The sequence below is a fragment of the Escherichia sp. WS1450 genome, from assembly GCF_046487395.1.
Lineage (GTDB): Bacteria > Pseudomonadota > Gammaproteobacteria > Enterobacterales > Enterobacteriaceae > Escherichia > Escherichia coli.
Genome location: NZ_JBJQJO010000013.1, coordinates 106,470 through 121,302, shown reverse-complemented (window position 1 = coordinate 121,302; position 14,833 = coordinate 106,470). Strand labels below are relative to the sequence as shown.

At 51.5% G+C, this 14,833-nt stretch carries 4 protein-coding genes; 2 read left to right on the top strand and 2 right to left on the bottom strand.

Features of this window, described 5'->3' with window-relative positions; translation table 11 throughout:
* Nucleotides 1-29 precede the first annotated feature (29 nt).
* Both ACJHYR_RS16535 and eilA read left to right on the top strand, forming a co-directional pair.
* On the top strand, nucleotides 30-1,379 hold the full coding sequence (locus ACJHYR_RS16535) for an IpaD/SipD/SspD family type III secretion system needle tip protein (RefSeq protein ID WP_000608455.1): 1,350 nt from the start codon (nucleotides 30-32) through the stop codon (nucleotides 1,377-1,379).
* A gap of 202 nt (nucleotides 1,380-1,581) precedes the next feature.
* On the top strand, nucleotides 1,582-3,279 hold the full coding sequence (eilA, locus tag ACJHYR_RS16530) for a HilA family transcriptional regulator EilA (protein WP_001176839.1): 1,698 nt from the start codon (nucleotides 1,582-1,584) through the stop codon (nucleotides 3,277-3,279).
* A gap of 51 nt (nucleotides 3,280-3,330) precedes the next feature.
* Here the strand turns inward: eilA and ACJHYR_RS16525 are convergent, their stop codons facing one another.
* Nucleotides 3,331-7,380, bottom strand: coding sequence for an Ig-like domain-containing protein (locus ACJHYR_RS16525; protein WP_410233118.1), 4,050 nt, complete (start codon nucleotides 7,378-7,380; stop codon nucleotides 3,331-3,333).
* Complete coding sequence (gene iatC / locus ACJHYR_RS16520; RefSeq protein WP_410233117.1) at nucleotides 7,367-14,752, bottom strand: inverse autotransporter adhesin IatC; 7,386 nt, start codon at nucleotides 14,750-14,752, stop codon at nucleotides 7,367-7,369. Before iatC ends, ACJHYR_RS16525 begins: the two co-directional genes overlap by 14 nt.
* Nucleotides 14,753-14,833: the final 81 nt, after the last annotated feature.

Genomic DNA, 14,833 nt, shown 5'->3' with positions numbered 1-14,833 from the left:
AGTTAATTATATTTAAGGAGGAATGACTCATGATTAATAAAGATAATAATTTAAATATAGATATTCTACGTCAGCAGAATGCAAACATTCCTCTCAAAGAGGCATCCTCGCAAAGTGAGGAGCCTCATCAACTGGGAAACAGCGAAAGCGAGGGTAATTTTCATAACAGCGCCAGTAAGGATAATAATATTGGCGCTATGCTCAAGAAAGATGTTGAGAAACTATCAACTTTAGTCAGTGAATGTAGCCCGCGAAATGAAGACTGGAAATGCCAGCACGACATACAACTTAACTTCGTTAAAAACATGCTCAGAAATTTTCCAACTGAGAACCTGTCAGAGAAAGGATCCGCGCTCTTACACGAAAGTTATTTGCTGATAAAAAACGTTCTGCAGCTTACAGAAAATGTTAATACTATTGACGGAAAGTTAAAGGATCCCGCTAAAATATTGACCCTGCATAACTCTGTAAGAAAAACCCTGGCTAACGTTGCTGACAACACAACCGGGTCAATTGCAATGGCAACGACCAAAGGAACCTTAACTCACGCTATCGCTTCTTTAGAGAGTTCTGCACCTGAAGTGAGAAGTTCAGAAACCAGCAGTACTTTAACTGCCAGTAGTTCAAGCGAATTTAAAAGTGATAAATATATATGCAGTGATATTGCTGATTTGATGAGTGTGCTCGGTAGCGACTACCTCGAAATCTATGCAAATAGCGTTGAGATAATGAGCGCATACTGGCAGGACTTCAGTGAACATATCCAAAGCAATATGGGAAAGTGGACTCACTCTAATAAAAAAGGCGATGCGATAGTTTTTGATGTCAATGCATTTCAAAAGGCCTTGATGCATTTTTATTATATCGATAAATATCCTAATGGTGATTTCCACTATCATTACAATCCAGACTATGTTTTATACCCTCCGGCACCAGCTGACAAAATTGGTGTTCCACTGGAAGAAGCAGAAAAATGGTGCGCCGCTTTAGGTCTTCCGGTAATTCCACCCGATCCCAAACACCGCACACCTTCTCCGATTGTCGAAGTTGAACCGCAAGGTAGCGGTCTGTATGTTATTATTCCCAACCCTCAGATTATTGACAGTATGAGTCAGTCTTCAGACTCAATGGTACACAGGGACGATAAAGGGAAGGAAAAAAATATATCTAAAGAATTCACCGGCTACGAAATAAGCACGGCTGAATACCAGGCATGGCTGGCGGGTTATAACGGCCAGGCAGAAAACATGAAAACCGACGTGCAGGTTATCACGACTAAATACAGTACAGCCAACTCCACCTACGATACGATTATCAAATTATTATCGTCAACCATTACTGCATTGTTTGATTCAGCGAAGGATTATTTACGTTTCTGATTAAGTAACACCCACAATTATCATCCACTATCTGGTCCCGAAAAATGGGACCAGCGCTTTATATTATTAAGCATCACCTTTCATTCATTTCCTCATCACAATCTTACAAAATGAGCGTTTTTTGATAGAGCAATTCTGCCAATACTTTATTTTATATTGATCAAATTAATACTATGAATAGAGAAAACGGAAGGAGCGTTCTATGCAACTGCAACATGGAAAAAATACTACACAACAATATATATTTGGCGACTTTGTATTAAAAAACAATGGAATATTATTATTCAAAAACAAAGAATATCATATTCCACCGAAAGAACTTGGCGTTATCATTCTATTACTTAATGCTGACGGTGAAATTGTTAGCAAAGAAGAGATTATCGATAAGGTCTGGAGCGCGAGTGTTGCCAGTGATGAATCTCTAACACGATGTATTTATGCATTGCGCAAACTTTTGCATGAGAATAAACAGTGTAAGTATATCGAAACGGTCTATGGTCGTGGATACCGTTTTACTGTACCTATTGTGATTGTGACCGATAATGAACCGGTAAAGTCGACCACCACTCTTGCCGTTTTTCCCTTTCGTACCGAAGGTTCGATCAATGTTCTAAAACTCCATTACGAACTTGTCCAGGGCCTTTCAAAATATGCTTTTTGTGGTTTAGATATTTTACCCGCTTCGGTAACAAATGAGGCCAGTGATTTCTCCACTATCCATCAGTTTATCAATAAAACAGGTCCAGAATATTATATTATGGGTCAGGTCGTTCACTATGGTAAAAACTGGCGTTTATTTATTGAGTTAATTCATGCCAGAACACATAAATTGATTGATCATCAAAGCATTGATTTCAATCCCGATAATCCTCTTTCCGTATTATTATCACAAGTAATTAATATTCTTATTGAAAAAATACCCAACATTAATTTTAAATCTATTAATACACAACAAATGCCATCTCTGGATTCTGCTGTTATGTATATGAATGGCAGAATGGAAATGTACCGTTATACACCAGAGAGTTTGAAACGAGCATTAGTAATATTTAGAGATTGTGTAAGTACGCAACCGCAAAATACCTTGCCCTACTGTTGCCTGGCGGAATGCCATATATCATTAGCCCTCCTTGGACTCAGTGAACAAAAACAAGCAATAACTACGGCAGTAACCTCCATTGAAAAGGCTCTTGAAATTAACCCTTCAAATTCTCAGGCATTGGGTTTACTGGGTTTAATCAGTGGGCTAAAAGATGAACATTCAGTGTCTAATGTGCTATTTAAGCAAGCACATTTACTCAAACCTAATTCGCCAGACGTTTATTATTATCAGTCTCTGCTATGTTTTTTGAACGGTGACCTTGCAAGAGCATTTAATCTAATAGAAAAAAGCATTGCTCTTGAACCCAATAAAATGGGTATAAGCATTCTTAAATTAATTATACTTTATTACACATCCCCCCTCGATAACGCGATATCTTTTGCATTAAATCTTAACAGTCAAAACACCTGTAACAATCCAATTATTACCTCTATTCTGGCTATGTTCATGGCACTGAAAGGACATAATGATAAAGCCAAAAGTTTATTGCTTAAACTTGAGCCTGAACATGGTCTTGATTACACCTGTGTTAACTCGCTTTATACGAAGTTTCTGATCTATGGCGCATCTATAAAAAATGACATTATGAAGTTACTGGCAAATATTAGCACCAACAAAATCAATGGTGTTATTTTGCCGTTAATTTACACTGTGTATGGTAAAAAAGAATATGAAAAGCGCTGGCAACAATTAATTAAAGAGAATGATTTATGGTCAAATGTTTTGCTTCATGACCCCCGTTTGCTCAGTGTGAAAAACGAATTTAATACTATTGGTGTGATGCGTACTTCTGCGTAATAACGAATATAAATTGCCCTGCTGAAGCAGGGCAATCTAGTGATTACTTCGTTAATAATACTCTACGCACAAGCCAGAAGACTTTCCTGTCCCAAGCTCTGATATACCAGTTTCAGGATTAAATTTCTCGTGTACTCCCATGAGCTGAGTACTTGTCCAATAATCCGTACTGCTAAAAGCGTTCCCATACGTTTTTAAATTACCATATTCGCCCCACAACGTACCTACTTTTCGCGGTACTACCCCACCGCTTGGCCGCTGCGCTAATTCTAAAGATGACGGCATTTGACCATAGCTACATGAAGTATTTATGATATCCCAGGTATTACTACTGCTAGCACCTAAACTAGTAAACCATTTTTTAATCTTGAATTTAAATACAACATCATTCCCTTTACCATTCTTGGGTTTCCCAGTAATAGTAACTTCACTTCTTATCAGCACAGATAATGTTACTTCTCCATTACTATCAACATTAATTCCATAAATCCCAGCCGTCCAATTATAATCCGTATTTTTCATATTATGGGTTAGTAACAGCGTGAATTTTGCACCATCAAACCCTGTTTCTGGAAAACCATCTGTCGCCCTGAATTTTACACCATTAACACTCAGCGACTCGACTTCCACAAAAGGAAGGATGGTATAGGATGGTTGCCCGTATATACGCCAACCTTTAATCTCCATAAATGAAGTTAAATTTTCTCCTTCTTGGTAGGCCATATATGTACGTTCATATATGCCATCACCCACATATCTCCATTTTTCCCCTTCTTTCTTTTCTACATTTTGTAAGTACACTGCATCATCCAGCAAATCCAGACCGTTATCCACCGGATTTCCAAAATCATCAACTAATAAAGCACTGACAGGTAAATCCGCCCCTTCCACTACTAAAACTTCTCGTATACGAAGCTGTGAACCAAGCGGACTCACTTCACCTGGTTTGATAGTATAATTGTTTGAATAATTGGCATCGCTCCAACCAGCCATCTTCAGTTGCGCATTCAAATTCGCTTCCGCAAAATGTGCCATATACTGTCTTTGATATTGCCCATTGCCGTTGTAAACCCAATTATTGCCCTGGATAGGATCCGCATTCCTGACTTGTACGTTTTCCTCATTAAGCTGAACAACACCATCAGTAATAAAGTTACCCTGGGCATCTTTAAGAACAACGGTCACCGTTATGCTATCCCCAGCGATATATATCGTTTTGTCCGCGACAATCGTTGATTGAGTTTTTGCCGCTGCACCTGGTTGTATTCCATATAATGAGGACTTAATCTCCGCTGCCCATGTTTTTAATTTCAGACTGGCAACCAGATTTTCCTCGGCAACCCATGCTGTCCAGACAATGGTATATTCACCATTATTCTGCTCGACCCACTGCATAGAATCGGGAGTTGCGCCGCCTACCGCGAAACTATCAATATAAGACTCGATGACTTCTGATGTCAGCCCGAAAGCAGGGTTACCAAACTCATCCCGTAACGTTACTGTGACGGTTAATGGCTCCCCGGCGATATATGCCGATTTATCTGTCCTGATAGCAGAATTTGCCTGCACCGGAGCACCGCTGTGGATGGAATAACTCTCTGATTGTTTACTGCTGCCCCACTCAGACAACTTCAGCGTCGCGTGGTGAGAGTCTCCCGCCATTTGCGCCGACCATGTAGCAGTATAAACACCGGCGTTTTCAGACCATCCTCCTGAACGTACGGCTCCTTCCACTATTACGTTATCACCAGACAGTAAGGACTCGCCCCCTTCAACCAGGTTACCGTGCGCGTCTTTCAGCGTCACGGCGACGGTTATGGTCTCGCCAGCGGTGTATGCGTTTTTATCCGTGGCGATAGTTGATGTGGCTTGCGCCGGAGAACCGGACTGTATGTCATAGCGATCTGACGTTACGCCATCACTCCACGACTGCAATTGCAGGTTGGCGTGCTGATTGGTACTGGCAATCGTCGCCATTCGGGTTGTGGTATACACGCCACCTGATTCAACCCAGCTTCCCGTTTCTGACGGGTCGGTGCCAGCCACCGTCAGCACACCATTAGCGGCTAACTGTGAAGCTGCACCGGTTACCAGATTATCGAACGCATCCCGGAGCGTTACCGTGATGGTGATTGTCTCTCCAACCGTATAGTTCGACTTATTTGTTTCAACGGTTGAAGTGAGCTGCGATGCATCACCCGGTACAAAGGTGACGTTCTGGCTCTGGCTGCTGTTGTTGATGCTGGCGGTGACCACACTGGTTCCGGCGGTCTGGCTGGTGACAGAGATTTCCACCGTGCCATCCGGCTGAGTGGTCACCGTCGGGGCAGTCGTTGCGCCGTTGCCTGCCATCACGCTGACCGTCTGCCCGGCAAGCGCATTACCGTTAGCATCAGTGACCTTCACCTGCAGCGTATTCGCCGTCGCGCCGTCAGCCACTGAGCCGTCCTTAATGACCACCAGATCCGCGATCTGCGCCGTTCTGACATCGGCGATAAACGTCACATCCCGGCTCTGGCTGCTGCTGTTGATGCTGGCGGTGACCACACTGATTCCTGCCGTCTGGCTGGTGACACTGATCTCCACCGTCCCGTCTGGCCCTGTGATGACCGTCGGGGCAGTCGTTGCGCCGTTGCCTCCCAACACGCTCACCGTCTGCCCGGCAAGCGTATTACCGAACGCATCGGTCACCCTCGCCCGCAGCGTGTTCGCCGTCGAACCGTCCGCCTCTGAACCATCCTTAATGACCACCAGATCCGCGATCTGCGCCGTCCTGACATCGGCGATAAATGTCACATCCCGGCTCTGACTGCTGCTGTTGATGGTTGCGGTGACTGTACTGATCCCCGCCGTCTGGCTGGTGACAGAGATCTCCACCGTACCGTCCGGCCCTGTGATGACCGTCGGAGACACCGTTGCGCCGTTGTCCGCCAACACGCTCACCGTCTGCCCGGCAAGCGCATTACCGAATGCATCGGTTACCCTCGCACGCAGCGTGTTCGCCGTCGAACCGTCCGCCTCTGAACCATCCTTAATAACCACCAGGTCCGCGATCTGCACCGTGCTGGCATCGGCGATAAATGTCACATCCCGGCTCTGACTGCTGCTGTTGATGGTTGCGGTGACTGTACTGATCCCCGCCGTCTGACTGGTGACACTGATCTCCACCGTGCCATCCGGCTGCGTGGTCACCGTCGGAGTGACCGTTGCACCGTTGCCCGCCGATACGCTGACCGTCTGTCCGGCAAGCGCATTACCGAACGCATCGGTGACCTTCACCCGCAGCGTGTTCGCCATTGCGCCGTCAGCCACTGAGTTATCCTGCGTCATCTCCAGACTCGCGATCTGCGCCGTTCTGACATCGGCGATAAACGTCACATCCCGGCTCAGGGTACTGCTGTTGATGGTTGCGGTGACTGTACTGATCCCCGCCGTCTGACTGGTGACACTGATTTCCACCGTGCCGTCCGGCTGCGTGGTGACCGTCGGAGCAGTCGTGGCACCGTTGCCTGCCGTCACGCTGACCGTCTGTCCGGCAAGCGCATTACCGAACGCATCGGTGACCTTCACCCGCAGCGTGTTCGCCATTGCGCCGTCAGCCACTGAGTTATCCTGCGTCACCTCCAGACTCGCGATCTGCGCCGTTCTGACATCGGCGATAAACGTCACATCCCGGCTCAGGGTACTGCTGTTGATGGTTGCGGTGACTGTACTGATCCCCGCCGTCTGACTGGTGACACTGATTTCCACCGTGCCGTCCGGCTGCGTGGTGACCGTCGGAGCAGTCGTGGCACCGTTGCCTGCCGTCACGCTGACCGTCTGTCCGGCAAGCGCATTGCCGAACGCATCGGTGACCCTCGCCCGCAGCATATTCGCCATTGCACCGTCTGCCACTGAGTCGTCCTTAATGACCACCAGGTCCGCGATCTGCGCCGTCCTGACATCGGCGATAAACGTCACATCCCGGCTCAGGGTACTGCTGTTGATGCTGGCGGTGACTGCACTGATTCCGGCGGTCTGACTGGTGACAAAGATCTCCGCCGTGCCGTCCGGCCCTGTGATGACCGTCGGAGCGACCGTTGCGCCGTTATCCGCCAACACGCTGACCGTCTGCCCGGCAAGCGTATTCCCGAACGTAATCGGTGACCCTCACCCGCAGCGTGTTCGCCGTCGAACCGTCTGCCACTGAGTTATCCCGGGTGACTACCAGATCAGCGATCTTCGCCGTCCTGACATCGGCGATAAACGTGACGTTCCGGCTCTGGCTGCTGCTGTTGATGCTGGCAGTGACTGTACTGGCTCCCGCCGTCTGGCTGGTGACACTGATCTCCACCGTGCCGTCCGGCCCTGTGATGACCGTCGGAGACAACGTTGCGCTGTTGTCTGCCGTCACGCTGACCGTCTGTCCGGCAAGCGCATTGCCGAACGCATCGGTCACCCTCGCCCGCAGCGTGTTCGCCGTCGCACCGTCCGCCTCTGAACCATCCTTAATGACCACCAGGTCCGCGATCTGCGCCGTGCTGGCATCGGCGATAAATGTCACATCCCGGCTCAGGCTGCTGCTGTTGATGCTGGCAGTGACCGCACTGATTCCGGCGGTCTGACTGGTGACAGAGATCTCCACCGTGCCATCCGGCCCTGTGGTGACCGTCGGAGCGACCGTTGCGCTGTTTCCTGCCGTCACGCTGACCGTCTGTCCATTCAGCGCATTCCCGAACGCATCGGTCACCCTCACCCGCAGCGTGTTCGCCGTCGCACCGTCTGCCACCGCGTTATCCTGGCTAACGACCAGCTCCGCTATCTTCGCCGTCCTGACATCAGCGATAAATGTCACGTTCTGGCTCAGGGTGCTGTTGTTGATGCTGACGGTGACCGCACTGATTCCCGCCGTCTGGCTGGTGACAGAGATCTCCACCGTACCGTCCGGCCCTGTGATGACCGTCGGAGACACCGTTGCGCCGTTGTCCGCCAACACGCTCACCGTCTGCCCGGCAAGCGCATTACCAAATGCATCGGTTACCCTCGCACGCAGCGTGTTCGCCGTCGAACCGTCCGCCACTGAGCCGTCCTTAATAACCGCCAGGTCCGCGATCTGCGCCGTCCTGACATCGGCGATAAACGTGACGTTCCGGCTCTGGCTGCTGCTGTTAATGCTGGCAGTGACCGCACTGATTCCGGCGGTCTGGCTGGTGACAGAGATCTCCACCGTGCCGTCCGGCTCTGTAATCACCGTCGGGGCAACCGTTGCACCGTTGCCTGCCGTCACGCTGACCGTCTGCCCGGCAAGCGTATTACCGAACGCATCGGTCACCCTCACCAGCAGCGTGTTCGCCGTCGAACCGTCTGCCACTGAGTTATCCTGCGTCACTTCCAGCACCGCAATCTGCGCCGTGCTGACATCGGCAATAAACTTCACGCTCTGGCTCTGGCTGCTGCTGTTGATGCTGGCGGTGACTGTACTGGTACCCGCCGTCTGACTGGTGACAGAGATCTCCACCGTGCCGTCCGGATGCGTGGTGACCGTCGAAGCAACCGTTGCGCTGTTGCCTGCCGTCACGCTGACCATCTGCCCGGCCAGCACATTACCGAACGCATCGGTGACCTTCACCCGCAGTGTGTTCGCCATTGCGCCGTCAGCCACGGCGTTATCCTGCGTCACCTCCAGACTCGCGATCTGCGCCGTCCTGACATCGGCGATAAATGTCACGTTCCTGCTCAGGCTGCTGTTGTTGATGGTTGCAGTGACTGTACTGATCCCCGCCGTCTGGCTGGTGACACTGCTCTCCACCGTCCCGTCTGGCCCTGTGATGACCGTCGGGGCAGTCGTTGCGCCGTTGCCTCCCAACACGCTCACCGTCTGCCCGGCAAGCGTATTACCGAACGCATCGGTGACCTTCACCCGCAGCGTGTTCGCCGTCGAACCGTCCGCCTCTGAACCATCCTTAATAACCACCAGATCCGCTATCTTCGCCGTCCTGACATCGGCGATAAATGTCACGTTCTGACTCAGGGTGCTGTTGTTGATGGTTGCAGTGACTGTACTGATCCCCGCCGTCTGGCTGGTGACAGAGATCTCCACCGTGCCGTCCGGCTGCGTGGTGACCGTCGGAGCAGTCGTGGCACCGTTGCCTGCCATCACGCTGACCGTCTGTCCGGCAAGCGCATTACCGAACGCATCGGTCACCCTCGCCCGCAGCGTGTTCGCCATTGCGCCGTCAGCCACGGCGTTATCCTGCGTCACCTCCAGACTCGCGATCTGCGCCGTCCTGACATCGGCGATAAACGTCACATCCCGGCTCTGGCTGCTGTTGTTGATGCTGGCGGTGACTGTACTGGTTCCTGCCGTCTGGCTGGTGACAGAGATCTCCACCGTGCCGTCCGGCTCTGTAATCACCGTCGGGGCAACCGTTGCGCCGTTGCCTGCCATCACGCTGACCGTCTGTCCGGCAAGTGCATTCCCGAACGCATCGGTCACCTTCACCTGCAGCGTGTTCGCCGTCGAACCGTCTGCCTCTGAACCATCCTTAATGACCACCAGATCAGCGATCTTCGCCGTGCTGACATCGGCGACAAACGTCACGTTCTGGCTCAGGCTGCTGTTGTTGATGCTGGCAGTGACTGTACTGGTTCCGGCGGTCTGACTGGTGACACTGATTTCCACCGTGCCGTCCGGCTGCGTAGTGACTGTCGGGGCAACCGTTGCGCCGTTATCCGCCAACACGCTGACCGTCTGCCCGCCCAACGTATTACCGAATGCATCGGTCACCCTCGCCCGCAGCGTGTTCGCCGTCGAACCGTCCGCCTCTGAACCATCCTTAATGACCACCAGATCAGCGATCTTCGCCGTGCTGACATCGGCGATAAATGTCACGTTCTGACTCTGACTACTGCTGTTGATGGTTGCAGTGACTGCACTGACTCCCGCCGTCTGGCTGGTGACACTGATTTCCACCGTGCCGTCCGGCTCGGTGATCACCGTCGGGGCAACCGTTGCGCCGTTGTCCGCCATCACGCTGACCGTCTGTCCATTCAGCGCATTCCCGAACGCATCGGTGACCTTCACCCGCAGCGTGTTCGCCATTGCGCCGTCAGCCACTGAGTTATCCCGGGTAACCTCCAGACTCGCGATCTTCGCCGTCCTGACATCGGCAACAAACGTCACGTTCTGGCTCAGGCTGCTGTTGTTGATGCTGGCAGTGACTGTACTGGTTCCGGCGGTCTGACTGGTGACACTGATTTCCACCGTGCCGTCCGGCTGCGTAGTGACTGTCGGGGCAACCGTTGCGCCGTTATCCGCCAACACGCTGACCGTCTGCCCGCCCAACGTATTACCGAATGCATCGGTCACCCTCGCCCGCAGCGTGTTCGCCATTGCACCGTCTGCCACTGAGTCGTCCTTAATGACCACCAGATCCGCGATCTTCGCCGTCCTGACATCGGCGATAAATGTCACGTTCTGACTCTGAGTACTGCTGTTGATGGTTGCAGTGACTGCACTGACTCCCGCCGTCTGGCTGGTGATACTGATCTCCACCGTGCCGTCCGGCTCTGTAGTGACCGTCGGAGTGACCGTTGCACCGTTATCCGCCAACACGCTGACCGTCTGCCCATTCAGCGCATTCCCGAACGCATCGGTCACCCTCACCTGCAGCGTATTCGCCGTCGAACCGTCAGCCACCGAGTTATCCCGGGTGACCACCAGATCCGCGATCTGCGCCGTCCTGATATCCGCAATAAATGTCACGTTCTGGCTCTGGCTGCTGTTGTTGACGCTGACGGTGACCACACTGGTTCCGGCGGTCTGGCTGGTGACACTGATCTCCACCGTGCCGTCCGGCTCTGTAATCACCGTCGGAGCGACAGTTGCACCGTTGCCTGCCAACACGCTGACCGTCTGCCCGGCAAGTGCATTCCCGAACGCATCGGTGACCTTCACCCGCAGCGTGTTCGCCGTCGAACCGTCCGCCTCTGAACCATCCTTAATGACCACCAGCTCAGCGACCTGCGCCGTGCTAACATCAGCAACAAAGTTCACCGTTTTACTATCGCTGCTTTGATTGATCTTAGCCTCAACAGTGCTGGCATCCGCTACGGTACTGCTCAGATCAACCTCTGCCATGCCATGCGCATCCGTCCTGATATCTGCGCTCTGCCCTGCATTGGCAAATACAGCCGCCCCCTTCGTCACCGTAAAGGTGACGGTCTGCTCCGGCAGCACATTGCCAAACTGATCTTCCACCCGGACATTCACCGTATGTCGATCGCTGCCATTCGCCAGCACATCCGGGTTACCCGTTGTCACTTGCATCGCGACAATTTGTGCGCTGGCGGCATCGCCACTAATACTGTAATCATTTGAAGACAAAGCGCTCGCCCAGCCGGACATCTGTAGCTGTGCTTTTAAACCGGTGCCAGGGAGTAAGGCGGTATACGTTGCGGTATAAATTCCTTTTTGATCTTCATTCCAGGCGATGCTTTCCGCTTTTGTATTTGGCAGCTGGATAGCCTGGTTGATAGCGTCTCGTTGCCCCCCGACCAGGTTTTCATAGCTATCCTTGAGTGTTACCGTAACTTTTATCGCGCCGCCCGCGGTGTAGGCCGTTTTGTCGGTAACGATGGAGGAATAAGCCAACACAGCTCCGCTTTCGCGTATGGCATACGCATAAGATTGCTGCGCGCTACTCCATGTCGATAGTTTCAGCGTGGCGTAATGGCGATCGCCAGCAATCTTCGCGGTTCGGGTGGTGGTGTAAACGCCATCAGACTCTTCGCTCCAGTTACCCGTTTCATTTTTATCTGTACCGCTCACCTCAACCACACCGCTACCCGCCAGCAGCGAAGCCATCCCTTTCACCAGGTTTTTCTGCTCATCCATAAGGGTAACTGACACTTTTATCTTGCCACCCGCGGTGTATGACACATCGTCTGTCTTGATGGTGGAAGTCAGCTGAGAGATATCGCCAGTAATAAAGCTCACTTCCACAGACTGACTACTGCCATTGGTCTCGGCCTTGATAAGACTATTTACCGCCTGGTCACTGGCAAGGTTAACGCTGGCAATCCCGTCTTTATCTGTCGTCACAATACCGCCATTTGGATCGGCAAAAACCGCCGCACCATTCACGACCGTGAAGGTAACATTTTGTCCCTGCAGTAAATTTTGATGCACATCCCTGACCGTCACAGCGACGGTATTGTGATCGCGTCTGGCAACTGCGTTATTCGCGGTGATCTGCATCGCAGCGATTTTGGCGGTATCTTTATCACCCACAATACTGAACGCATCCGAATGTTTGGTTTGCCAGCCGGGCATCGTCAGCTGGGCCGTTAATTTGTCGCCAATGAGATGGGCCGTATAGCTTGCTTTGTAAATTCCCTCACTTTCTTCCGTCCAGGCACTAACGGCATCTGCCTTCGTGTTGTCTACTTTAACGGCTTGTTTAAGAAGTTCTTTTCTTCCGGTAACCCCGTTGCCGTTATCATCTCTCAGGGTCACTTTAACGACTATCGGCTTACCCGCGACGTAATTATCCTGGTCTGTCTCAATCGTGGAGTCAGCGCGGGATGCTGTATTCGCCACGATAGCAATCAGCGCTGGCGTCTTAGCGATATCATCGCCGTTAAATTGCGGCATCAGCGATAACGCGCCAGACGTCTTCCCGGCGGTAACTATTTGGGTATAGGTTCCGTTACCGTTGTCTTTCCATTCGCTTAAGGCGAAATCCTGCAAACCTTTTGCCTGTGTTTTTAACGTCATACCGGGGATCGGCTTGCCGCTGGAATCTCGCGCGGTATAGGTCAGCGTTGAGGTTGATTTTCCATCAGCAAGCAGGATTTGCAGATCGACAGAAAGCGTTGAATCGGCGAGGCTTAGTGTGGGTTTTTCCACGACCACCATACTTTCTTCACGCCGGGAGAAATTTCCTTTCGAATCTTCCGCTGTAACCGCTATCGGGTAAGTGTTGTCGGTTTCAGGCATTGCCGTGAATCGGTAGGGAGGAATAGTGACCTGAATATCCTTGCCGGAAACTGCTACTTTTCCGCCCGCTGATTGCAGGGAGGCGGCTTCAATGTCATAACCTTTCAGCGCATATTTGGTTTGTAAGGAAGAAACCAGCGATTTAACCTCACCCGGCTTGCCTTTCAACGGATCGGTCAGCGTCAGCCGCACCAGCTCTTTCTTGCGATATTCAAGGACAATATTGTTATTACGATCGACCAGGTCATAGCGACTGCCCACAAGGCTGCGTCGTGCTGCAACTTCAGCCGGATCGAGCTGTTTTTGCAGTGAATGACCGGGTTGCAACGTCAACTCCATACCAATTCGGGTGTCGTTTTCTCCCTGTTTGCCCTGCCGTTGCTCGGCACTAAAGGAGATCAGGGGAACGGGGGTGTAACTCAAACCTGCGGTAATCGCGTGAGGATCATTTTGTCGCTCGTCTTTACCAAACAGCGCCACTTCATCGCCATAATATTGTTCATAGACCAGCTTGCCGCCCAGCTGTGGCCAGGCTGGCAACCAGCCTTCGGCGCGAAGATCCCAACCGTTCGCCGGACGTGCTTCATAGTCATTGTCGAGTTCCGGTGCACTACGCCAGTTACTGAGGCGCAGATAACCGTTGCCGCTCAGTTTCAGGTAATCGCGCCAGTATTCAACGCCCATCCCGGTTCGGGTGTGATAGCGGGTCAGGTCATGATCGATAAACATATTGACGCCAGACATCCAGCTCGGTGTGAAATAACGCCAGCCGATACCGTGGTTGGTTTGAGTGCGATCATCCGTACGATGAAGTGTGTGCTGGCTGAAGACCAGGTTATCCGGCGTTTCGTACCAGGGATGGAGAAATTCAAATGACGAGCTTTTAAGGCTGAAATCTTCATCCACACCAAGAGATACCCGGGCAGTTCCCCAACGGCTGAGCCAGTCCGTTGCCTGCGCAGAGGCAGAAGAAGCCACCCAGCCACGCGCCATACTCGCCGCCTGTTCGCTGTCCATATCGCGCGCTAAAAGTGTTCCGCTTTGCTGCGCCACTTCCGCGACCTGCATTTGCGGATCTTTGCCGTCGCGCTCCATCTGCATTGCTTTCAGGTTGCGCGCTTCAGGGCTGTTACTGTTAATGAGGGGCACATCTATTTCATCGCCCTGACGCACATTGTCAAAGCCCCGCGCAAAGGTACGGAACTGATTCAGGCGACGTAATTCATCAACGGTGATACCAAAGCGTGCCGCGACCGTTGGTGGCGATTCCAACGCACCCAGGGTATATGGAATAGTTTTAACGTTCGGCAGGATCAGTGACGCGGCAGTATCCGAATGCGCAGGGTTAATATGCGTAGGGGCAGCAGCCATAACAGGGAAAATAGTTTGTGTTATTAGGCAAATACCGGCGGTCAGACGACGTAAACGATCCCCCAATCCACATATGGTGTTATCGCCCCGACGATCGCCGTTCCCATGCGCTTTCCCTGCCATTTGTCATCCCTGTCGCTATGCGTTCAGATTAAATGACCTTTCTTTAACATGAGAGAAAATGATGATTCATGATTAGCAAAT

Bases quoted from the DNA above. Each gene is read 5' to 3' on its own strand.
- iatC (WP_410233117.1), bottom strand. From the start codon at position 14,752: ATGGCAGGGAAAGCGCATGGGAACGGCGATCGTCGGGGCGATAACACC.
- ACJHYR_RS16535 (WP_000608455.1), top strand. From the start codon at position 30: ATGATTAATAAAGATAATAATTTAAATATAGATATTCTACGTCAGCAG.
- eilA (WP_001176839.1), top strand. From the start codon at position 1,582: ATGCAACTGCAACATGGAAAAAATACTACACAACAATATATATTTGGC.